Annotated in this window: 23 protein-coding genes; 7 read left to right on the top strand and 16 right to left on the bottom strand. The window is 63.9% G+C overall.

Annotated features, from left to right (window positions below; all coding sequences use genetic code 11):
• Positions 1-1,041, bottom strand: a complete 1,041-nt coding sequence (locus tag C4K39_RS20980) for a phenylacetaldoxime dehydratase family protein (RefSeq protein WP_225926544.1) — start codon at positions 1,039-1,041, stop codon at positions 1-3.
• Positions 1,038-2,036: a nitrilase gene (locus C4K39_RS20975; protein ID WP_124347314.1), complete on the bottom strand. Its 999-nt coding sequence runs from the start codon at positions 2,034-2,036 to the stop codon at positions 1,038-1,040. The genes C4K39_RS20980 and C4K39_RS20975 overlap by 4 nt, the downstream gene beginning before the upstream one ends.
• Before the next feature lie 161 nt (positions 2,037-2,197).
• Here C4K39_RS20975 and C4K39_RS20970 point away from each other — a divergent pair, with 161 nt between their 5' ends.
• On the top strand, positions 2,198-3,169 hold the full coding sequence (locus C4K39_RS20970; protein ID WP_124347313.1) for an AraC-like ligand-binding domain-containing protein: 972 nt from the start codon (positions 2,198-2,200) through the stop codon (positions 3,167-3,169).
• A 40-nt stretch (positions 3,170-3,209) separates the two neighbouring features.
• Here the strand turns inward: C4K39_RS20970 and C4K39_RS20965 are convergent, their stop codons facing one another.
• Positions 3,210-3,728, bottom strand: a complete 519-nt coding sequence (locus C4K39_RS20965; RefSeq protein ID WP_124347312.1) for a nuclear transport factor 2 family protein — start codon at positions 3,726-3,728, stop codon at positions 3,210-3,212.
• A gap of 41 nt (positions 3,729-3,769) precedes the next feature.
• Positions 3,770-4,894: an amidase gene (locus tag C4K39_RS20960; protein ID WP_124347311.1), complete on the bottom strand. Its 1,125-nt coding sequence runs from the start codon at positions 4,892-4,894 to the stop codon at positions 3,770-3,772.
• 196 nt (positions 4,895-5,090) lie between these two features.
• Here C4K39_RS20960 and C4K39_RS20955 point away from each other — a divergent pair, with 196 nt between their 5' ends.
• Positions 5,091-5,570, top strand: a complete 480-nt coding sequence (locus C4K39_RS20955; RefSeq protein ID WP_124347310.1) for a MarR family winged helix-turn-helix transcriptional regulator — start codon at positions 5,091-5,093, stop codon at positions 5,568-5,570.
• A gap of 29 nt (positions 5,571-5,599) precedes the next feature.
• Here C4K39_RS20955 and C4K39_RS20950 read toward each other — a convergent pair whose 3' ends face one another.
• The 7 genes from C4K39_RS20950 to iacA form a co-directional block, all read right to left on the bottom strand.
• Entirely contained in the window at positions 5,600-6,097 is a 498-nt protein-coding gene (locus tag C4K39_RS20950; protein WP_124348380.1) for a flavin reductase, read from the bottom strand.
• A gap of 11 nt (positions 6,098-6,108) precedes the next feature.
• Positions 6,109-7,068, bottom strand: a complete 960-nt coding sequence (locus tag C4K39_RS20945) for a PDR/VanB family oxidoreductase (protein ID WP_124347309.1) — start codon at positions 7,066-7,068, stop codon at positions 6,109-6,111.
• 45 nt (positions 7,069-7,113) lie between these two features.
• The gene (locus tag C4K39_RS20940; protein WP_124347308.1) at positions 7,114-7,854 is read right to left on the bottom strand and encodes an SDR family NAD(P)-dependent oxidoreductase; all 741 of its coding nucleotides are present in this window, start codon (positions 7,852-7,854) and stop codon (positions 7,114-7,116) included.
• A 10-nt stretch (positions 7,855-7,864) separates the two neighbouring features.
• Positions 7,865-8,341: an aromatic-ring-hydroxylating dioxygenase subunit beta gene (locus C4K39_RS20935; RefSeq protein ID WP_124347307.1), complete on the bottom strand. Its 477-nt coding sequence runs from the start codon at positions 8,339-8,341 to the stop codon at positions 7,865-7,867.
• A 14-nt stretch (positions 8,342-8,355) separates the two neighbouring features.
• On the bottom strand, positions 8,356-9,630 hold the full coding sequence (locus tag C4K39_RS20930) for an aromatic ring-hydroxylating oxygenase subunit alpha (RefSeq protein ID WP_124347306.1): 1,275 nt from the start codon (positions 9,628-9,630) through the stop codon (positions 8,356-8,358).
• A gap of 61 nt (positions 9,631-9,691) precedes the next feature.
• Positions 9,692-10,054, bottom strand: coding sequence for an IacB protein (locus C4K39_RS20925; RefSeq protein ID WP_124347305.1), 363 nt, complete (start codon positions 10,052-10,054; stop codon positions 9,692-9,694).
• Between the two features lie 18 nt (positions 10,055-10,072).
• On the bottom strand, positions 10,073-11,242 hold the full coding sequence (iacA, locus tag C4K39_RS20920; RefSeq protein ID WP_124347304.1) for an indole-3-acetate monooxygenase: 1,170 nt from the start codon (positions 11,240-11,242) through the stop codon (positions 10,073-10,075).
• Positions 11,243-11,277: 35 nt separating this feature from the next.
• On the opposite strand from iacA, the gene C4K39_RS20915 reads away from it, so the two are divergent.
• Positions 11,278-11,547: a hypothetical protein gene (locus C4K39_RS20915; protein ID WP_124347303.1), complete on the top strand. Its 270-nt coding sequence runs from the start codon at positions 11,278-11,280 to the stop codon at positions 11,545-11,547.
• 369 nt (positions 11,548-11,916) lie between these two features.
• Here the strand turns inward: C4K39_RS20915 and hrpB are convergent, their stop codons facing one another.
• Positions 11,917-14,439, bottom strand: a complete 2,523-nt coding sequence (hrpB, locus tag C4K39_RS20910; RefSeq protein ID WP_124347302.1) for an ATP-dependent helicase HrpB — start codon at positions 14,437-14,439, stop codon at positions 11,917-11,919.
• A 130-nt stretch (positions 14,440-14,569) separates the two neighbouring features.
• Here hrpB and pmcY point away from each other — a divergent pair, with 130 nt between their 5' ends.
• On the top strand, positions 14,570-14,989 hold the full coding sequence (gene pmcY / locus C4K39_RS20905; RefSeq protein ID WP_022641172.1) for a periplasmic Zn2+ metallochaperone PmcY: 420 nt from the start codon (positions 14,570-14,572) through the stop codon (positions 14,987-14,989).
• A 22-nt stretch (positions 14,990-15,011) separates the two neighbouring features.
• The gene (locus C4K39_RS20900) at positions 15,012-15,908 is read left to right on the top strand and encodes a cation diffusion facilitator family transporter (RefSeq protein WP_068579651.1); all 897 of its coding nucleotides are present in this window, start codon (positions 15,012-15,014) and stop codon (positions 15,906-15,908) included.
• Here C4K39_RS20900 and C4K39_RS20895 read toward each other — a convergent pair.
• A complete protein-coding gene (locus tag C4K39_RS20895) occupies positions 15,902-16,966 on the bottom strand; it encodes a DUF6515 family protein (RefSeq protein WP_068579648.1) in 1,065 nt (354 codons plus the stop codon). The genes C4K39_RS20900 and C4K39_RS20895 overlap by 7 nt on opposite strands.
• 416 nt (positions 16,967-17,382) lie before the next feature.
• Here C4K39_RS20895 and C4K39_RS20890 point away from each other — a divergent pair, with 416 nt between their 5' ends.
• Together C4K39_RS20890 and C4K39_RS20885 are read left to right on the top strand one after the other, a co-directional pair.
• The gene (locus C4K39_RS20890; RefSeq protein WP_068579645.1) at positions 17,383-17,862 is read left to right on the top strand and encodes an Lrp/AsnC family transcriptional regulator; all 480 of its coding nucleotides are present in this window, start codon (positions 17,383-17,385) and stop codon (positions 17,860-17,862) included.
• Between the two features lie 138 nt (positions 17,863-18,000).
• Positions 18,001-18,210 (top strand): DUF2788 domain-containing protein, encoded by a 210-nt coding sequence (locus tag C4K39_RS20885; RefSeq protein WP_022641176.1) that lies wholly within the window; start codon positions 18,001-18,003, stop codon positions 18,208-18,210.
• Here C4K39_RS20885 and C4K39_RS20880 read toward each other — a convergent pair.
• From C4K39_RS20880 to C4K39_RS20870, 3 genes are all read right to left on the bottom strand, one after another.
• Entirely contained in the window at positions 18,205-18,771 is a 567-nt protein-coding gene (locus tag C4K39_RS20880) for a pseudouridine synthase (protein ID WP_164485066.1), read from the bottom strand. The two genes, C4K39_RS20885 and C4K39_RS20880, sit on opposite strands and share 6 nt — an antisense overlap.
• A gap of 145 nt (positions 18,772-18,916) precedes the next feature.
• Positions 18,917-20,413, bottom strand: a complete 1,497-nt coding sequence (gene amn, locus C4K39_RS20875) for an AMP nucleosidase (protein WP_164487308.1) — start codon at positions 20,411-20,413, stop codon at positions 18,917-18,919.
• Between the two features lie 76 nt (positions 20,414-20,489).
• Entirely contained in the window at positions 20,490-22,142 is a 1,653-nt protein-coding gene (locus C4K39_RS20870) for an acyl-CoA dehydrogenase family protein (RefSeq protein WP_124347299.1), read from the bottom strand.
• Between the last annotated feature and the right edge of the window lie 54 nt (positions 22,143-22,196).

Here is a 22,196-nt window from a genome sequence, read left to right as displayed (position 1 = left end):
TCAGCCACGTAGCAGGCCTGTCTGGCCATGGCAGTTGATGTACTCGAACCACTGGGCGCTGGCAGGAATGACTGCCACCTCGTGGTACAGCCGCAACGCGATCTGGAAATCGAGCGCCTGGGTGTAGCGCATGAAGCGTCCGAAGATGGCGAGGTGTGTCGGATGGGACCTGGCCCAGGTTTCGAGCCGGGCCAGGTCCTCGAAATGCACAAGCCCGAAGCTCTTCTCCAGCGGGGCACCGGAGCAGGCATCCAGCACCTGCATCAGACGGCAGCTGCGACAGCCGATGCTGCGCCCCTCGTCCCTCAGGAAATCCATCCCGGCACGCAACACCGGCTGGATATCGCTCACGTAGAGCTCCCGCTCCTGCTGCGAGGTGGCCGACCAATCCTGGCCGGAGCGGATCAGGCACAGGTTCTCTCGTCCTGGCACCCGAACCCGAGCGCCGGCCTCGACCGCTGACGGCACTTCGCCACACTCCCCGAGCAACTTGTCCACCTGGGCCCGAGGCAGCCGATCCCGGGCGCTGCCCCAATAGCCGTGCTCACGGACCACACCACTCATTCCACTGGCGAGATGGGCAATACCCTCGACGCCATCTGGCGAAGAAAACAGCGTCTCGAACCATTCCTGGCCCGGTGTCACGATCTCGACGAACCGGCCAATGGCCTCGGTCTCCCGCTCCGGCGCCTGCCACCACTGATCGAATCCGCTGTTGCTCCGCCAACGCTCGAAAGCGGCCACATCGGCCCAATAGGCGATGGCCACCAGGTTATGCGCGCCCGTTGCGTCCTGGCATTGCGCCGGGTCCCAGTACAACGGTCCATCCGCCAGGGCAAACCGCTTGGTATACGGTGCCAGGCTCTCCAACCCCAGGATCGTAGGAGCCTGGACGCCAAAACAGGCCATCACCACCTGCTTCACCAGGGGGGTGAAACGAGCGGTCCAGGCCGGAAACGGTGCCTGGTAATCGCGCGGGGTACTGACCGGTTCAAGGCGCGGGCACACCAGGTGCTCGGGAATAGCCGATTCGATACTCACAAGACTTCCTCCGCTGCCTGACCCAGAACCTCGCCAAGGGTGCTGGCGTCACACTCCACCACGGGGGTATAGGCATTGCGGTTGAACAGCAGCCGGGTCACATCGGGCCGCGAGTAATGCCCCACCGGATCGGCCGCGAGCTTGGCGCCGACGAGCGCGGCCGGATCCAGCGTCGCATACAGAATGCCTTCTTCATGCTCGCCCAGGGGACTCGCCAGGTCCGCACCGTCGGGGCCGAAGATTCGTGCATGACCACCACCCGCTTCCAGCAGCGCGCGCTGCTCGTCGGTGGCGCAGAGCAGGTCGAGCATGTCCGGGGTCACCACGGCGCAGGACGCCAGCACGAAACACTGGCCTTCGGCGGCGTACAGCCGGGAAGCCGCCAGGTTGACCTCCGGCCCCAGTGCCGCGGTGCCACGCCGATAGAGGCTAAAGCTCGGCCAGGCGGCGACATGAATCTGCTCGTGCTGGGCGTACATCGCATAACGGCTGAGTGGTTGCAGGTGCTCCCAGCAGCACAACGCCCCCAGCTTGCCCAGTTGGCTGTCGAAGGTGGCCAGGGAGGAACCATCGCTTTCCCCGAACAGCACCCGCTCCACATGGGTGGCCTTGAGCTTGCGCCGGATACCGAGAGTGTGTCCCTGATCATCGATCAACCATTGGCCGATGTAGAGCGAGCCGTGATCACGCTCGCTGTAGCCCAGCACCACGTGGATGGCGTGCTGGCGCGCCGCTGCGCTGATCCGTCTGGCCTGCTCGCTGTCCAGTACCAGGGAGTTCTGGTGGTAGCGCTGCACCAGCGGCATGTAGTGGGCCGGCGCCTGCAACCACAGGAACCAGGGATAGCCGGGGATCCAGGTTTCTGGAAAGGCGATGAGCCGAGCACCCTGGCTGGCCGCTTCCTCGATCAGCGCCAGGGTCTTGTCCACCGTACCTTGCAGATCGAGAAAAACCGGGGCCGCCTGGACACAGGCAACCTTGATCTTCGCTTGCATGAGGCTTGACCTCCATTGAGTGATGGCCAGAGGTTAAGCGCCGCCCCAAGTGCAGTATTAGGACCTCAGGGAAGCAATGCTTGACTGCGAGGGAACTGCCATTTTTGGCCTTCGAATTGCATTCCAGCTCCAAGTTCTCCCTTGCCGCGTGACATCAAGCCATGCTCACTCGATTCGATACCGGCGATATCAGGCCCCATGAGCGCCAAGCCTTCTGGCAGGAAGTGGTGTGCGCGACCTTCGTGCCGCTGGAGTGCCAGATTGGTGCGGGGGTGGATTTCGATGGGCAGTTGCAAGCCCATGATCTGGATGGACTGACCGTGGTCGATATTCGCGCCAGCAGCCAGCAGGTGCGTCGCAATCAACATTGCATTGCACGCAGCCCGGATGAATATGTGCTGATCAACCTGGCACAGGAGGGGCACTCGCAGGTTATCCAGGACGGTCGCGAGGCCTTCCTGGAACAAGGGGACTTCGCGATCTACGACACTCGCCAGCCTTATGAGCTGCGTTTCTGCGGGGACTTTCGCCAGACCGTACTGCAAATTCCCTATCAGGCCCTGCGCGAGCGCATCAGTAACATCAAGCAATTGACCGCCCTGTCGCTGTCACGAAAAGACCCAGTGGCCCGATTGGCCTTCGACTACCTGACCGGTTTGGCCGGGATCGATGACAGCATCGATGTCGAAACCAGGCGCCGGTTGACCCATCAGGGCCTGGACCTACTGGCCACGGTCCTGGCCGAACGCGGCAAGGGGATCGTCCAGCCCTCCGCGCGACGTACGTCCCTGCTCTATCGCATCAAGAATCATGTCAGGGCCAACCTCGCGGACAGCGATCTGTCCCTGGCCGGTGTCGCTGGTGCCTTCGGCGTCACGTCGCGCTACATCAACAGCCTGTTCCAGGATGAGCGGACCTCATTCGGGCGCTTCCTGCTCAGTACCCGCCTGCAAGCCTGTGCCGACCAGCTACGCAGCCACTCTCAGCAAGGCGCCTTGATCAGCACGTTGGCCTATCGCTCGGGTTTCACCGACATGACCTATTTCAGCCGAGTGTTCAAGGCACGCTTCGGTTGCAGCGCCAGGGACTTCCGACATGCCGCCATGCTCGGCATCGACACGCCCCTGGGCTGACTCATGGGTAGCAACTGGAAATGGAGCTACCGAAAAAAGACTATCCAGCCTGCACCGGAACCGGCAGCGGCGCATCGTCGTTCCAGGCCGTCGTCGGCCGGCTGAACAGATTCTCGGTCTGGAAGTGAGCGATCCGCCAATGCCCCTCCTCCAGGGCGAAGCACACCGTCAACCTGGCTGCATTCAAGTGCGAGGCGCCCTCGGCGAAGGTACTGGCTTGCAACATCATCCAGCTACCACGCCCCTCATCACCCTCCACCTCAATGACCTCACTGGCCAGGAAATGTGCGTTCAAGGCAAAGTGCGCCGGGGTCCTCATATAGGTGGCGAACATTGCGCGGATTGCCTCGCGACCACGGTAACCACCGAAGCTTGTGGCGTACCGGACACCCTTGCCTTCCCAGACCGCCTCACGGGTGAACAGGCCAGCCAGCTCATCCAGGGGGGTATCGGCATCGAGGCTGTCGCACAACGTCATGTAGCGATTGATGCAGGCCCTGATCGCCTGCTGGTTTTCGAAGAACTGCAGCCGGGCCTGCAACTGGGAAATATCAGGCATGTTGACCTCGTAATCAGTACCAGGAATGCAACGCAGCAGGATCAAAGCCCACTGGCGTCATGGATGCCGAGCAACAGGCGCTGCGCCACCGCTAGCAGCTTGGCGTCCGCGCCCTTGGCCGCCACCAATTGCAAGCCCACCGGCAAGCCTTGCGCGCTGCCCAACGGAATGCTCAGCGCCGGATGCCCGGACAGGTTGAATGGCCGTACCAACGAAGTCATGCCCAGCACCGCCCGGGTATCGGCGGCCTCCTCCACGCGCAAGGGAAAGTCGGGCATGGTCGGCAGTGCCAGCACATCGCAGCTAGCCAACGCCTGGTCGACCTCGGCGGTAAAGCGCCGACGCACCTCCTCGGCCTCGGCGAGAGCGTGATCGCTGGTCTGACCCGCGACAGCCAGTCGGTCGGCAACGTCCGTGCCCACCTGGCCACTGGCCAACAGATGGCCACAGCCTTCGAAGGTCTCGCGATTGATAACCACCAGGCCGGCATCATAGGCCGCGGTGAAATACTCGAGCTCGACATCTAGCAGGGTCAGGCCGCTGGCCACCAGCGTATGCTGGACCACCTCGAGGATCGCCGGCGCAGCAGGAACGGGCAATACCCCGACCCGGGCCTGGAAGGGTACCTGGGCGGCGGCGAACGTCGGATCGATCATGCCCATGGCGCGAATCAGCATGGGTAGGCTCGCGGCCAAAGGGCCGACACAATCCAGGCTGCTGCGCGCCGGCATCACGCCGTGGCGGCTGACCCGGCCGAAGGTCGGCTTGAGGCCGAATACCCCGCAACAACAGGCCGGGACCCGAATCGAGCCACCGGTATCAGTGCCCAGGCTGAAATCTGCCAGGCCGGCGGCCACTGCGGCGGCCGAACCGCTGGAAGAGCCGCCGGGGATACGCCCCGGGAACCGCGGATTGGCCGCCGTCCCTAAGTAGCGGTTGATGCCAGTGGTACCAAACGCCAATTCATGCAGGCTCACCTTGGCGGTCAGGCGAGCGCCAGCGGCCAACAGGTGATTGACTACTTCGGCATGCTGCTCGGCCAGCGGCGCCTGCTCCAGAGCCCGGCTGGATGCACGGGTGGCGGTGCCGGCGACATCGATGGTGTCCTTGAGCATGACCCGGGGGCCGCTGCCGCCCAGGTCCAGTGACTCAACTATGATGGTCATTTTCACCCCCCTTTTTTCAGGATCGGCCTGCAGCCCCTTAGCCACAGGATCGCCTGACAACTAGTTGAACAATCAACTGAATATTCCAGTAAAATCGTCGCATTCCCCAGCCCTATACCAGGCTGTTCGCGCCATATGGCGCAGAACCTCGAACTGGCTATGATGGCGTGACCCTCCACGGACAAGCAGCGAATCGATGAGCAACTCGAAGAACACCGGTCAGCTCCACCACGACCCTGCCAGCAGCGACTTTCGCAAGGAAGACTTCCCTTTCTACTGGCTGGCCCGGACCCATGGCCGCTATACCCAGAACATGGAACGCCTGCTCAAGAAGGTCGATCTCGACGTGCCGCGCTGGCGCGTGTTGTGGATCCTCAAGGAAAACGGCGAATCGAGCATTTCCGAGATTTCCACTCATGCCATCGCCAAGCTGTCGACTATCACCAAGATCGTCTACCGCATGAAGGACGATGGCCTGGTGGACACCGCTCCCAGCCCTGAGGATGGTCGCGTCACCCAGGTACGCATCACCGAGACCGGCCAGCGCGCCGTCGAACGCATGCAGGACATCACCCACGAGTTGTTCCAGCGCAGCTTCAAGGGCCTGACCCAGGCCCAGGTGCAGCGGCTGAACCAGATGCTGGAAGTGGTGTTCCACAATCTGGAGAGCCTGTAGCTACCGTCAGCGCACAACGCACCCAAGACTCAGCAGGCCTTGGACGCCTCGCACACCCGGTGATAAGCCCGGTTGAAGTACACCAGTCCATCATCTCCGGCACCGTGACGGATGCCCTGGATCTGACAGTAGAAAATGCTGTGGGACCCCACCTCGTGCACTTGGGCGATAAGGCAATCGAAGTTCACCAGGGCCTCCTGCATCACCGGCGCGCCGCTTTCCAGCACCGTCCAGTCGGTGGCGGCAAAGCGCTCCTCCATGCTCAGTGCTTTGTTAGCGAAAGCCCCCGACAGTGCCTGGTGGGCACCGCCCAGGACATTCACGCACAACGCGCCGTTGGCCTTGAACTGGGCATTGGAGTACGAAGAACGGTTCATGCATACCAGCAAGGTGGGTGGTACGTCGGTCACACTGCATACCGCCGATGCCGTGAAGCCGAAGCGGCCAGCAGGACCATCGGTGGTGATGACGGTCACCGCACCACCGAGCAGGGCCATCGCATTGCGAAATTGGTTGATCTCTACCATGGTCATTGCCCTCAGATATCCAGCACCAGTTTTTTCGATCGAGCCCGTGAACAGCACACCAGGATCTGGTCGTTGGCGGCTTTTTCTTCATCGGTCAGGTACACATCGCGGTGATCGGGCTCGCCTTCGAGCACCTCGCACAAGCAGGTTCCGCATACCCCCTGCTCACAGGAAATCTCGATCTTGATCCCCACTTGGACCAAGGCATCGAGGATGCTCTGACCGGCAGCCACCCGGACACTCTTGTTGCTGCGGGCAGCGACCACCTCGAAGCCCTCGCCACGGGTATCCACTTCCACCTGGAAATACTCCTTGTGGATATGGTCCTCGGTATAACCCTGCCCCTGGGCACCAGCGATCACCCAATCCATGAAGCCCGCCGGGCCACAGACATACAGGTGGGTGCCGACCGCGCCAGGCCCCAGCACCCGCGTCAGATCCAGGCGCTGCTCCAGGCCCTCGTCATCGAAATGAGTCTGTACGCGATCGGCGAACGGCGCGCTGGCCAGTTCCGCGAGGAAGGCACTGCGGCTGCGCGAGCGACCGCAGTAGTGCAGTTCAAAGTCGGCTCCTTGTAGATAAAGGGTGTGGGCCATGGCAATCATCGGCGTGATGCCGATCCCGCCCCCCAGCAGGACACTGCGCCCGGCACCCGGTGCCAGCGGGAACAAGTTGCGCGGCACGCTGATCTGCACTTCGCGTCCCTCGAGCAGAATTTCGTGCACGCCTTGCGAACCACCCCGGGAAGCCGGGTCCTTCAGTATCCCCAGGCGATACACCGCGCCATCGGCCGGATCGCCGCACAGCGAATACTGGCGCACCAGGCCGGGAGCGATATGGATATCGACATGGGCACCCGCCTCGAATGCCGGCAACGCCGCACCATCGACACGTCCCAGGTCGAGGACGACTACATCGTGCCCCTGGATCTCGCGCTTACGCACGACGACCTTCAGTAACTGTTCATTCATGACCGCATTCCTCATCACGACAAGGCGAACTGGCGCCCCGGAAAATCAACGCATGAACAGGCCGCCGTTCACGTCCCAGGTGGCGCCAGTGGTGAAGTAGGCCTCGGGCCGCGCCAACTGCGCGATCAGGTCGCCGACGAAGTCCGCATCCCCCAGGCGCTGCACCGGGACACCAGCCAGCAGGCCGGCGATGCGTTCGGCCGGAATCGCCGCGTGCACCGCCGGCGAATCGATGGGCCCTGGGGCAATGGCGTTGACGGTGACCCCACGGGCGGCGAATTCCTTGGCGAAGATCTTGGTCAAGGTAATGATCGCGCCCTTGCTAGCCGCGTAATGCGCGCCCGTGGCGGTACCGCCGTTCTGCCCGGCCAGGGAAGCCATGTTGATGATCCGGCCGTAGCCGGCCTCGGCCAGGTACGCACCGAACACCTGGCAACCGAGGAACACGCTGCGCAGGTTGAGCCCAACCACGGCATCGAACTCCTCGGGGCTGATCTGCATCAGTGGTGTGGTCCTGGTCACGGCGGCGTTGTTGACCACCACCTGCAAGGCGCCAAAATGCTCCAGCACCCGGGCCAGGCCCCGCTGGAAGTCGGCCTTGCTGCCGACATCCAGCTCAAGTGCCAGCAGCCGTCCGCCCGCCCCTTGCAACTTTGCGACGCTAGCCTTGGCGAGTTCCAGGTCGCGGTCGCTGACCACCACATCGAAGCCCGCCGCCAACAGGCGCGCGCAGGTGCGCTGGCCCAGCCCCTGGCCTGCACCGGTTACCAATGCGACTTGGTTCATGGTCGACTCCTCAAAGGATGTAGCCGATACCGGCGAGAGTATCGTCGCTGTTGATCAGGCTGATCACCTTGCGCTGGATGCGCCATCCGCCCTCGGCCCTGACCAGGGTGTAGGTCAGGTCGGCGCTGTAGTGCTTGAGCGTGTCCTTGCGGAACTCCCGCAGGTTCTGCGCACAGCGCACCGTGACCTGGTCGCCGTCATCGTCAAGCACCCGAAAGCGCGAAAGCGTGCGCACCGTGCGTGGCCGCGGGCTGGTGGAGATCGACTCGCCGCCGACCAGGCGCTGCACCCGCAGGCCGCGCATGTGGTGGTCGTCATAGGCATAGTTGAGGCTGTTCTCGTAGTCGCCTTCCCCGGGCCTGATCGGAATGATGTAGGTGCCTTTTTCCGTCCATTGCGCCAGCCAGGCTTCGTATTCGCCATGGTCGAGCATGTCGCCTTCCTGCCAGATGAAAGCGCTCACTTCTTGCAGCAGTTGCAGATTCATGGGGTTCTCCAGGTTCAGGCCGACATCAGTTTTTTCCATTGCCGGTAGGCAGCGCGCATACCGGTCTCGGCGCTCACGTCCGAAACCAGGCCATCGGCGCTGGGTCTCTCGCCCGGCAGGCCACGGTTGAGCATGATCCACAGGTCTTCGCCGGCGCTGGCGCCCTTCTGCACACGCTCCCAGGCTTCGGAGTCGTCCGGAGTGCCGAAGCCCAGCGGCCCCTGGAAGTGCTCATGCAGGCGCAGGCGATAACGGTTGGCCGAGGCCGGTCCACCGTCCATGGTGATCACGGCATGGTGGATCTCGGTCTCGGTCACCGAGATCGGCTGCAGCACCCGGAAAAAAGCCATCGAGCAGGCAATGTTGGGAAACAGGTTGAGGTTGAAACCCGAGCCGCCCACGGCTCGAACGATGCGGCGCACCTGGGGTTCGTCGATGCCCTCGTCACGCAGCTCGGCGGCCAGGCCCGCGAAGCGCTCGGGGATGGGTTTGTCGAGGTCGGCCTCCAGATCCACCAAATCGGGAATCATCACCATCACGCTGTGCCCGTTGCCCAGGTCCTCGACGTAGCCCGGGCCTTCGGCGAAGTCGAACAGTTTCAGGGTCTGCTCGTCGACCGAGGACAAAAAACTCTTGTGCACCAGGGGGAAGTGATAGGCGTCGGTAGTGTTTTCCAGCTGGATTTTCCAGTTGCCGGGAAAACGGAAACGATGCTCACCGGGTACCTTGATGCCATAGCCGGCACCTTGCTTCATGAACAGGTCCATCCATTTCTTCGCCGCACCGAGGAAGTCCTCCAGCGGCTCAATGCCATCCTTGAAAGTGGCGAAGACCATGCCGGCATAACTCTCCACCCGTAGGCTGACCAGCGGTAGTTCGGACTTGTCCAGGCATTCGCCATAGCTCTCTGGCTGAGGAATGCCCCGCAGTGAGCCATCAAGGGCATAACCCCAGCCGTGATAGGGGCAGACGAAGCTGTTGGTCTTGCCCTTCTTGTGTTCACAGACCGTGGCCCCGCGATGCCGGCAGCGATTGAGCAGGACGTGAATGGCCTGCTTGCGATCCCGCACCACGATCACTGGTTGCTTGCCGATGTAGGTGCTCTTGTAGCTGCCGGCGTCCGGAATTTCGCTTTCATGGGCGACCCAGACCCAGGTGCTGTAGAAGATCTTTTCCAGTTCGGCATCGAACAACGCCGGATCGGTGTACATGGAGGTATGGACGCGGTCGTCCTGCACCAACCCGGCAGGATCGAGCGCCAGGTTGACGGCTGGAATCAGGTTGTTCACGGCGTACTCCTTGCCAGCGTCGAAGGCTGGGCATTCTCGTTGTAGAGGGGCTCGGGGGACTTCAGGCACGCTGGATCACCAACTCGCGACCGATTCGCGCCTCGACTTTGGCGTAGCGCCACAGCTTGTAGGGTCCCTGGCCCACTGAGGTGGTGCGAAACAGGTTGCAGGCGTCGTGCACGGTCTCGATATCCGGGACATCGGCCAACAGGTAGGTGGTCCAGGGATAACCGTCGGACGGCCCGACCATGCCCTGGTCGTCATCCATGTTGCCCAGTACCTTCACTCCAGGCAGATCGTGGATACCGTTCCACATCGCGCTGAAGGCCGCCCATACCTGGAGCTGCTCTTCGCGCGGCGCATCGAAGAAGTTCTGGTTGATGCCCATGCAGAACAGCACGCGCAAGGTCTTCCGGTTGCTCATGGGATTTCTCCTCGATGGTTACAGGTAGCCCGGCAGGGGCTGCTTGCCGAAGAACATCGCTCCGGCGTTCTGATAGGTGACATCGCCCATGAAGGCGTGCTGGGTGACCACCTGGGCGTCGTTGACGCAGCGAGCCAGGGGGCTGTCGTGGTAGATGCCGGTCATACCGGAGAGCATCTGTGCGTTGCGCGCCACCTCAGCGGCGATGCGCGTGGCATGGGTAGAAGACAGGCGCAGCAGGTTGGTGGCCTCCTGCGGCACAGGATCACCAGCCAGCACATGGTCCCAGGCGCGCTCGATGGATTCGTAGAAGAAGGCCCGGGCCGAACGCAGCGCCGCCTCGGCCTTGGCCACGTCTACCTGGGCCAGCGGACGGTCGGCCAGCGCAGGGGCCCCAGTCACCGATATTCGCCCGCTGGCCATGGCCGACAACTCGTCCAGGGCGGCACGGGCGACTCCCAGGCCGACCACCGACAGTACCTGTGTGGCGAAGGCCAGCGATGGATAACGAAAAAATGCCTCGTCCAGGTTGGGCAGGCCGCCACGGACGAATGTCCAGTCCTCGTCCACCCGCACGTCCTCCACCACCAGGTCATGACTGCCCGTGCCCAGCAAGCCCACGGTGTCCCAGGTTTCCTCGATACGTGCCTGAGCTTTGGGCAGCACGGCCAGGCGCGGCAGGTCGAGCTTGTCGCCGTGGCACGGAGCGATACCGACACCGACGATATCGGCGCCCAGCGAACCGCTGGAATACTTCCAGCGCCCGTTAACCCTGAAGCCGCCCGCCACCACTTCAGCCGGTTGCGGTGGAAAGATACCTCCGGCAAATACCGTATCGGGGTTGTCGCCATAGATTCGGGCGATGGTCGCCAGGGGCAGCGCCGCCAGGTACACCGGGCTCATGCCGAAGCTGGCCACCCAGCCCGCCGAACCATCGGCGTGGGAGATACGCTCGATCATCTGGCAGAACTCCCCGGGCGAGCATTCCAACCCGCCGAATCGACGGGGCACTAGGGCACGGTAGACACCGTGGGCCTTGAAGCCGTCGATCACGTCTCGGGAGATATGGCGCTGACGATCGAACTCTCCCAGGCGGGCACGATCACGAATAGTCTCAAGCAAGGCCTCGAAGGCCGGTCCGGAGGCCAGCGCCGAAGCAGGCGCCGAATGCAGGCAAAGCGAATCCATGGACTTTCTCCGTCTCAGGTGCGGTTGAGTACTAGATGGCAGGAGGGAAAACGCCGCTTGCGCAGCAAGGATGGGCACCAGCGAAAACCGCTGGAGAGATGTCAGGGCTGGCCGAAGGCAAGCGCCAGGCGTGCGCAGGGGCATGGATCGAGCAAGGCGGCATGGGCTGTCTCTCTTGTTATGGGTGCCGATGGCCAAGAATCGTGATTTTTTACATGAAATGTCAATTGAATATTCACGGTAAAAGTACCGAAAAATATTTTCAAGATAACCACCAGGATCACGGCAAATACTTATCCAATTGATTTAAATCAAATTAATTGACCCTTCCACGTTCAAAAATCGCATAAAAAGCTTAAAACAAATTCCTAAATGTTATTTATTCACAAGCAAATAAACATGAAATATCCATTAAATTCCAAGCAAAATCCTCCTTGTCGATAGCCGTGAGCCGCGGACAATCAGGATGTTTTCCAGGTGACCCAGCGGATATCGAGGCGAAACACCGCCGCAGGTAATCGTGCGCAACGATCACCTTTAAAGGCATTGGTAAAAAACAGGCAGCACGAACCGCTCCCGCTGTCGACGGGAGGAGGCCAGGCAGTGACGAAAAATGGCTGGGCAGGACGGCTTGCGGTGCCCCCGCTGTTCGGCGGAGGCTTCGGGGCGGCCTGTCAGGTCCCCCTGGGCTTGGCCCGGGCGGTGGCTTCGGCGATCAGCGGATCATCCGGCCAGTAGTGCTTGGGGTAGCGCCCCTTGAGGTCCTTCTTGACCTCGGCGTAGGTGCTGCGCCAGAAGTTCGCCAGGTCCTGGGTCACCTGCACCGGGCGGCGGGCGGGGGACAGCAAGTGCAACTTGACCGCCTGGCGGCCGTCGGCGATGCGTGGGGTTTCGGCCAGGCCGAACAACTCTTGCAGGCGCACCGCGAGAATCGGCGGCTGCTCGCTGTAGTCCAGGCGGATCGAAGAGCCGGATGGCACCTTCAGGTGCTGCGGGGCCAGCTCGTCCAGGCGCTGGGGCAAGGGCCAGGGCAGCAAGCCGAGCAGGATGCCGGCCAGGTCCAGGTTGGCGAAGTGGGCCAGGCGCGAGACCTTGCCCAGGTACGGCGCCAACCAGTGTTCCAGCCCCTCAAGCAAGGCCGCATCGCTGACATCCGGCCACTGGCTTTCAGCCTTGGCGGCCAGTTCCAGCTGGCGCAACAGGGCCACCCGGGCCTGCCACTGGCGCAGCTCGGCGGTCCAGGGCAACAGCTCCAGGCCCTTGCGCCGCACCAGCTGGACCAGGGCCAGGCAGCGGGCGCTTTCATCCAGGCCCGGCAGCGGCTCGCGGCTGAGCACCAGTTCGCCCACCTTGCGTTGCCTTTCTGCCCGCAACAGGCCTTCACGCTCGTCCCAGTCCAACTGGTCGACGTTACGCACCTGCTCGGCCAGCACCGTTTCGAACAGCGCTGGATCGAAATCCGCAGCCAGGTAGATCCGCTCCTCACGCTGGCCCTGGCGGCTGCCCAGGTCGGCGATCACCAGCCAGGGTTGTTTCATCAGGTTGTCGGGCTCGCTGAACAGGGCCGCACGGCCATTGGCCAGGCGGTACTCGGCGCCACCCGGGCGCCGTTGCTGGGCCACCCGGTCGGGATAGGCCAGGGCCAGCAAGGCACCGAGCCAGCGTGGATGCTCGGGATCGGCTACCGCCGCATCGGCTTGGCCGCGCAGGTAGCCGCGGTATTGGCGCGCCAGTTGCCGGGCCCGCTGCACGCCACCCTGGGCGCCACGGGCAGCCCGCGCCTCACCCGAGAGCAGCACCAGGCGGCTGTGCAGGTCGGCGTCGGCTCCCCGCAGGATGTCCCGCTCGCCAAGCAAGGCCGCAACATCGCAAGCCATCGGCGCCAGCCCCAGGGATTGGCCGCGCAGCAACAGATGGGCGATCCGCGGGTGGGCCGGCAACTCGGCCATGGCCTGGCCGTGACGGGTCAGGTTGCCTTCCCCGTCGAGCGCGCCCAGGCGCATCAACAGGTCCTGGGCCTGGGCGTAGGCGGCGCTGGGCGGCGCATCCAGCCAGGCCAACTGGTCTGGCGCCACGCCCCAACGCGCCAGTTGCAACGCCAGGCCGGCCAGATCGGCCTGGAGTATCTCCGGGCTGGCGTGGGCGGCCAGTTGTTCTTGCTGGTCCGCCGACCACAGCCGGTAGCACACCCCTGGCTCCAGCCGCCCGGCGCGACCGGCACGCTGGGTGGCACTGGCCCGGGAGATGCGTTGGGTATCGAGGCGGGTCATGCCGCTGCCGGGATCGAAGCGCGGCACCCGCGCCAGCCCGGCATCCACCACCACCCGCACCCCGTCGATGGTCAGGCTGGTTTCGGCGATGTTGGTGGCCAGCACCACCTTGCGTTTGCCCGGCGGCGCCGGATCGATGGCGGCACGCTGGGCGGCAAGCTCCAGTTCGCCGTGCAACGGGCACAGCAGGATCTCGTCACGCTCGCCCAAGGCCTCGCTCAATTGCTGGTGCACCCGGCGAATCTCCGCCTGGCCCGGGAGGAACACCAGCAGGCTGCCGCTCTCGTCATGGATCGCCTCCAGGACCGCCTGCACCACCCGCGGCTCGATGAACTCACCAGGCTGGAACGGCCGGCCCCAGCGCTGGGCCACCGGAAACATGCGCCCCTCGCTGCGCAGGATCGGCGCAGCGTCCAGCAACGCCGACAGGCGCTCGCCCTCCAGGGTCGCCGACATCAGCAGGATCTTCAGCGGTTGCTCGTCACGGAACAGTTCGCGGCCATTGAGGCTCAGGGCCAGGGCCAGGTCGGCATCCAGGCTGCGCTCGTGGAACTCGTCGAAGATCAGCAGGCCGACACCCTCCAGGGCCGGGTCGTCCTGCAGGCGCCGGGTGAGAATGCCTTCGGTGACCACTTCGATACGGGTACGCGGACCGACCTTGCTGTCCAGGCGGATGCGATAGCCCACGGTTTCCCCGACCTTTTCCCCCAGTTCGCTGGCCAGGCGCTCGGCGGCGGCACGGGCGGCCAGGCGCCGGGGTTCGAGCATGAGGATGGTTTGCCCGGCCAGCCAATCCTGGTCCAGCAACGCCAGGGGCACGCGGGTGGTCTTGCCGGCGCCGGGCGGGGCTTCGAGCACCGCTTCGTGGCGCGTCGCCAAGGCGTCACGCAGTGCAGGCAAAACTTCATCGATCGGCAAGGATTTCATGCTGGCTCCAAAACAGAGGCGCGAGTATAACGGCGAACTGCCCGGGGCTGATCATGGTCTGAGTGCTGATCGACAAGACTCGCCCCACCGCACCATTTGTCCGGGCCTTCATGCCTGTTAGGAGATATCCATGCGTATTCCCCACCGTGTCATCGGCGGCATCCTGGTGACCACCCTGCTGACCCAGCTCACCGCCTGTGGCTCGATCTTCTTCCCCGACCGGCGCGGCCAGATCGACGGCAAGATCGATCCGGTGATCGTGGCGCTGGATGCCGTGGGCCTGCTGTTCTACGTGATCCCGGGGCTGATCGCCTTCGGTGTCGATTTCGCCACTGGCGCCATCTACCTGGAGCCGGGCAAGACCGCACAGGTCGCACCGGAGAAACTCCAGCAGGCCATCGGCGCCGACGGTACAGTCGACAAGCGCAAGTTGCAGGCCATCCTCGAACAGGAACTGGGGGGCCACTTCCCACTGGACGATCCACGCCTGATCCAGCACAAGGGCAGCGTGCAACAACTGGCCCTGTACGGACTGCAACCGGCCGCTTGAACGCGCCACACAAGGAAACCCCATGATCGGTAGCCCGGAACACGCTCGCCTCCTGCGCCTAGCCACCCGCGCCTCGGTCACCGTGGCCGGTATCCTGATCCTGACCAAGGCCGTGGCCTGGTGGCTCAGCGGCTCGGTGAGCATGCTCGCCGGCCTGACCGACTCGGTGCTCGACGGCTTCACCTCGCTGCTCAACCTGCTGGCCGTGCACTACGCCCTGCGCCCGGCCGACGATGACCATCGCTATGGCCATGGCAAGGCCGAATCCCTGGCGGGCATGGCCCAGGCCCTGTTCATCGCGGGCAGCGCGGTACTGATCGCCTTCCAGGCGGTCGAGCGCCTGCACCACCCGGAACCGGTCGGGGCGCCCTGGCTGAGCATCGGGGTGATCGTCCTGTCGCTGGTGCTGACCAGCGCCTTGCTGGTGTTGCAGCATCGGGTGATCCGGGCCACCGGCTCCAACGCGGTACGGGCGGACTCACTGCACTATCGCTCCGACCTGATGCTCAACGGCAGCATCCTCCTGGCCCTGGCCCTGGCGGCCTTCGGCTGGCAGCAGGTGGACGCCTGGTTCGGCTTGGGGATCGCCGTGTACATCCTCTGGAGCGCGATCCAGATCGCCCGGGAAAGCTTCTCGGTGCTGATGGACGAAGAACTCCCTCCCGAGGTCAGCCAGCGCATGCTGGAACTGGCCTGCGCAGTACCTGGAGTGTTGGGCGCGCATGATTTGCGGACGCGGATTTCCGGCAGCCGCTGGTTCGTCCAACTGCACCTGGAGCTACCCGGCGACCTGACTCTGAGGGTGGCCCACGGCATCAGCGACCAGGCCGCCGATGCGATCCACGCCGCCTATCCACGGGCCGAAGTGCTGGTGCACGCCGACCCGCAGGAAGTGGTCAAGGCCGCCAGGGCTCAGTAGGTCACCTGGTAGCCCCGTGAGCTCAGGCAATTGCCCTGGGCCTGGCGATAGGCCTGGACCACTTCGGGCGCCGGCTGGTAGGTCACACTGGCCGGATCGAAACCACTCTGCTGCACCGCCCAGCGATAACAGTCATAGCGGTCCTGATCGACCTGCTGCGGCGGCTGGCCGTTGACCGGATAGGCCATGACGTCATAGCCATTGCCAACCGGTTGCGGCGCAGGTGGCGCGACGCCTGCCGGCGGCTCCACCACCACGTACTCCTGGGTGTTGGCCTCATAGGTGTAGTAGGCACCGGCGGCAAGGAAGAACAGCGCGCTGCCGATCCACACTTCACGCGCGTAATCGGGCAGGTAGCCCACGCGGATGCCATAGGGCGGGGTCACCACCACATAGCGCGTGCCCTGGGGGCGATACCAGTAGCCACCCGAGAAGAAGTAGTCGTGGCCACGATACGGCACGCGAAAATTGCGCTCGGGAAAACGGTCGATCACATAACCCGGGCGGTATTGCGGCCCCGGGCCCCAACCGTTGCCACGACCGTCAGGACGACCCGGCCAGCGATTGTCATTGGGGTGGCGATTGTCTGGGCGCCAACCCGGATTGCCGGCCTGCCAATGCGGGTTGTAATCGTTGCGCCGGGGGATGTCCTGGTAATAGCCACGTTGTGGCTCCTGGGTCTGGCGCACAGTATCCGGGCGCGGCTGGATCGGCAGGTTCGGGGCCGGTTGTGGCGCTGGCCGCCCCTGCTGCTCGGCCTCATGGCGGGGGCGTTCCTGCCACTGCCCTTCCTGATGTTGAGGGCTGCGCTCGAACTGACGGCTGTTGTCGCCACGGATGATTTCGTTCTGCACACGGGGTTGCTGCGGGGGCTGCTGGTACGCCGGATGGCCCTGGTTGTTCTCCCTGCGGCCTTCAGGAGCATGTTCGCGCTGGCCCCCGGCCTGCTCTCCCTGCTGGGGAGGGCGCCTCTCGTCTCGCTCATCGGCGAACACCTGCGCGCTGACGCTCACGCACAACACACCAACACCTGCCATACGCCAGATGCGCGACTTCATGCTATTCCTCACTGCGAATTGGGGGACCTGAACATAAGACTGGCAAAAGCCCAGGGCGGTTCTGCTAGAGATTATCAGTCACGAAACTTATTTCGCAGGCAATAAAAAAGGGCGGCCCGTCGGCCACCCCTTGAGATTTTGTCCGTGCTCGGCGCTTGTGGCACCGGCTCACCTCACTCCGTCTTCTGGACAGGGTGCAGCCCGGGGGCCTGCCCAACCCTGTGGGGTTGGCGGCCGCGGCAGGCCTGATTCGGCGGGCCGCAGTGGACTCTATGTCCGGGCAGTGATTCTGGTGATAAGCATAGGCTTGGGCCTGCGACAGGGGATTGCGAAGATTGCTTTCAAAAACAACTCTTGCGCAATTTTTAACCCAAGATAGATAATTCGACGCAATAGTTAAGACAAAGGCCTGAACAATGAGCAAACTCGACCGCTACGACCTGAGCATTTTGGCGGAATTGCAACGCGACGCCCGCATCTCCAACCAGGAACTGGCCGAACGCATCGGCCTGTCGCCTTCGCCTTGCTCGCGCCGGGTCAAGCAGCTGGAAGACGACGGCTACATCTCGCGCCAGGTCGCGCTCCTGGACCGCAAGATGCTCGGCCTGAGCCTGACGGCCTATGTGCTGATCGGCATGGACCGGCACACCCCGGAACGCTTCGAGAATTTCGAAGCGGCGATCCGCAACCTGCCCCAGGTGCTCGAGTGCAGCCTGGTCACCGGGATCGACGCCGACTACCAGCTCAAGGTCGTGGTACCGGACATGGATCACTACCAGAAGCTGCTGCTGGGCCACCTCACCCGCATCGAAGGGGTCACCAGCGTCCGCTCCAGCTTCGTGCTCAACCAGGTGCTCAATAGCACCGAATTGCCCCTGACCCACCTGCGCAACTGACGACCCCCTGCGGATTCGGCCAGGCTCTGCGCCCGATTGTCGCTGTGGCGACGTAACGCATGCAGATCAATGCCTGGCCCAGGTCGCTTGGCGTATACTCGCCCGGCTTTTTTATCCTGCCTGCACTGGAGATGATCGATGGATCCAGCAGTATTCGAAGAATGGATGATGACTGGCCTGGTCAGCATCCTGATCATTTTCATGGGTTTCATCGTCTGGGACCTGGCCAAGAAATCCAAGGCCGGACGTTTCGGCTCGTTCATCCTGTTCTTCGTCCTGGGTCTTGGCGTGGCCGCGTTCATCATCAAGAGCGTGGTGATCGGCCTGATCGAAACCGGCGCCCTATAGCCGCGCTGGCACTTCCTTCCACTGGCCTTGATCGAGGCCATCCAGGGTCCAGTCACCGATCCGCACCCGTACCAGGCGCAAGGTCGGCAAGCCCACTGCCGCCGTCATGCGCCGTACCTGGCGATTGCGCCCTTCGCGGATCACCAGCTCCAGCCAGCTGGTCGGTACGCTCTTGCGAAAACGCACCGGCGGATTGCGCGGCCACAATTGCGGTTCTTCGAGTTGGCGAGCCTGGGCCGGCAAGGTCATGCCGTCGTTAAGCTCCACGCCGTCGCACAAGCGCTGCAACTGCTCGGCGCTGGGCTCGCCTTCCACCTGCACCCAATAGGTCTTGGCCAGCTTGTGCTTGGGATCGGCGATGCGCGCCTGCAACTGGCCGTCGTTGGTCAGCAGCAACAGGCCCTCGCTGTCGCGGTCCAGGCGCCCGGCGGGATAGACCCCGGGGATGGCGATGAAATCCTTGAGCGTCGCCCGGCCCTCGCCGTCGCTGAACTGGGTCAGCACGTCGAACGGCTTGTTGAACAGGATCAACCGTGGCTCGGCGGGCGGCGCCTTGGCCACGCGCTTGGCGGGGGATGCAGAAAACGGCTTCGCGCCGGGGCGGCGGGAAGCAGGACGAGGCGGACGAGACATAGAGACGGGAACATTCAGCGATCAGGACCGACCATGCTAGTGGCCTGATCGCCAAATGACCATGGGCGAGGTGTCAGCGGAACGGCGGCTCGTCGAAGCTGCGCAGTTTGCGCGAGTGCAGGGAGTTGAGCTCGCTGCGCAGCAGGTCCACGGCCTCGATGCCGATCTTCAGGTGCTGGCTGACTGCGCGCTCATAGAAAGCGTTGGCCGATCCCGGCAGCTTGATCTCGCTGTGCAGGGGCTTGTCCGAAACACACAACAAGGTGCCGTAAGGCACCCGCAGGCGATAGCCCTGGGCAGCGATGGTGCCGCTTTCCATGTCCACCGCCACAGCCCGGGACAGGTTGATCAGCGGCCGCTCCTCGGCCCAGCGCAATTCCCAGTTGCGGTCGTCGTAGGTCAGCACGGTGCCGGTGCGCAGGCGCTTCTTGAGTTGCTCGCCCTTCTCCCCCGTGACATTGGCCGCCGCTTGTTGCAGCGCCAGCTGGACCTCGGCCAGGGCTGGAATCGGGATATTCGGCGGCACCACGCGATCGAGAATGCCGTCGCGGCGCATGTAGGCGTGGGCCAGCACGTAGTCGCCAATGGTCTGGGACTGCCGCAGGCCGCCGCAGTGGCCAATCATCAGCCAGCAATGAGGACGCAGTACTGCCAGGTGGTCGGTGATGTTCTTGGCATTGGACGGACCGACCCCGATGTTCACCAGGGTCACGCCGTGGCCATCGCTGGCCTGCAGGTGGTAGGCCGGCATCTGGTAGCGGTGCCAGACCACGCCGGCGGCAATGGCCGAGGCCTCGCCGTGGTCCATGCCCTTCTCGATGATCACGTTGCCCGGCAAGACCATGCGCACGAAACGCGGGTCGCTGCGCAGTTGCTCCAGGCCATGGACGATGAACTGGTCGACATAGCGGTGGTAGTTGGTCAGCAGGATCCACGGCTGCACATGGCGCCAGTCGCTGCCGGTGTAGTGCACCAGGCGACGCAGGGAAAAATCCACCCGTGCGGCATCGAACAGCGCCAGGGGCAGTGGATCGGTGTTTTCCCAGTCGTAGAGCCCATCGGCGATGCCATCGGTGGCGGCCGACAGGTCGGTGCTCGGGAAGACCCGGGCCAGGGCCGCGGCAGTTACACCGGAGCCAGCCAGCTCATCGCCCTGCTCGACGACATAGGGATAGGGAATGTTCTGCTCGCTGACACCCACTTCCACCGTCACGGTGAAATCGTGCATCAACGGCACCAGCTGCTCGAGCAGGTAATTGCGAAAGGCCGCAGGGTGAGTGACGGTGACACTGTAGGTACCCGGCAGCTGGACCTTGGCATAGGCCCGGGTGGTCTGGGGTACTTCGCCCTGGCAGTGATAGGTCAGGCGCAGCTCGGGGTAGCGGAACAACGCTCGTTGTTCGGCATCCGGTTCGACGCGGTCCTTAAGGTAACGCTTGAGCGCCTGGCTCAGCGCCGTGGTGGCCCGCTCGTGCAGAGCAGCCAGCCGGTCCACGGCTTGTTCGGCGGATTGAACGACAATAAAAGCTTCGGTCACGATGAGCACCCTGTGTTCTGATCTTGCAGGCATCCATCTTGCCTGCAACCTCGTCCCACGGGAACAGTGGCATCACAGTCGGGGCCGGCGAACCGACCCCGGCCACGCCTCAGAAGCCCTGTGGAGTGGAGCGGGCAACGATGGCGGCTACGTCCAGCCCGCGCGGCAGGGTGCCGTAGACCCGCCCGGACTGGCCACCCAGGCGACTGGCGATGAAGGCATCGGCGACCACCTGGTTGCCGGCCTCCAGCAATAGCTTGGCCTGCAGGCCCAGGGCAATGTCCTCGGTCAGCTGGCGAGCGCGGTACTGGATGTCATCGGTGTCCTTGAAACCCGCCTTCAGCCCGGCGATATGGGCGGCCAGGTGCTTGTCGCCATGGCCATCGCCCAACTCGGCGAACAATGCATCGAGCACGCCTGGCTCCTTCGACAGGGCCCGCAGCACATCCAGGCACTGGACGTTGCCGGAACCTTCCCAGGTGGAATTCACCGGCGCCTCGCGGTACAGCCGCGGCAGGATGCTGTCCTCGACATAACCGGCGCCGCCCATGCATTCGGCGGCTTCGTTGATCATGGCCGGGGCCCGCTTGCAGATCCAGTACTTGCCCACCGCCGTCACCAGGCGCGAGAACTTCGCTTCCTGGGCATCGTCCTGGTGATCCAGGGCCCGGCCCATGCGCATGCTCAGGGCCAGGGCGGCCTCGCTCTCCAGGGCCAGGTCGGCCAGCACGTTCTGCATCAGCCGCTGCTCGCCGAGCACCCGGCCACCGACGCTGCGATGGGCACAATGATGGCTGGCCTGGGTCAGGGCCTGGCGCATCAGCGAGCTGGAACCGACCATGCAGTCGAAGCGGGTCATGGCCACCATCTCGATGATGGTCGGCACCCCTCGCCCCTCCTCTCCCACCATCCAGGCCAGGGCGCCGCGAAACTCCACTTCGCTGGAAGCGTTGGATTGGTTGCCCAGCTTGTTCTTCAGGCGCTGGATATAGAACTGGTTGCGACTGTCATCTGGGCGATGGCGCGGCAGCAGGAAACAGGTCAGGCCCTTGTCGGTCTGGGCCAGGGTCAGGAAGGCATCGCACATCGGCGCCGAGCAGAACCACTTGTGCCCGACCAGCTCATAGGCCTGCCCCGGCCCTGTGGCCCCTACCGGGTAGGCCCGGGTGGTGTTAGCGCGCACATCGGTGCCGCCCTGTTTCTCGGTCATGGCCATGCCGATGGTCAACCCGGCCTTGTGCTGCATGCCGACGTTGCGCGGGTCGTACTCGGTGGCGAGGATCTTCGGCAACCACTGCTCGGCGATATCCGGCTGTAGCTTCAAGGCCGGTACACAGGCGAAGGTCATGGTCAGCGGGCAGCCGCTGCCGGCCTCGGCCTGGCTGTGCAGGTAGGTCATGGCGGCCCGCGCTACGTGGGCGCCAGGCTGGGGATGGGTCCAGGGCAAGGACGTGAGGCCGCCCTCGATCGCCGCCTGCATCAACTGATGGTAGGCCGGGTGGAACTCCACCAGGTCGACCCGGTGGCCGAAGCGATCATGGCTGTTGAACACCGGCTTGTTCTGGTTGGCCAGGAACCCCGCTTCCATCAACGGACCACCCGCCAGGGCCCCGTAGGCCTCGACCCGGGACTCGGCCCAGCCGGCATCGAACCGGCGCATCCATTGCTGCAACGGCAGGTCGATCCGATAGAGGTTGGCGCCATCCAGGGCAGGCGGCTGGTTGGTCACTTCGTGGGTTTCAGCGAACTGGTGGAGGTTCATCACAGGGCTCCTTCAGGGTGTGCCAAGCCCCCAGTTAAGCACCCACCCCAGCCC

It is taken from the genome of Pseudomonas sessilinigenes (assembly GCF_003850565.1).
In the GTDB taxonomy this organism is placed as follows: Bacteria; Pseudomonadota; Gammaproteobacteria; order Pseudomonadales; family Pseudomonadaceae; genus Aquipseudomonas; species Aquipseudomonas sessilinigenes.
The sequence above is the reverse complement of the archived record's forward strand: the minus strand, read 5'-3'. Positions and strand labels throughout refer to the sequence as shown.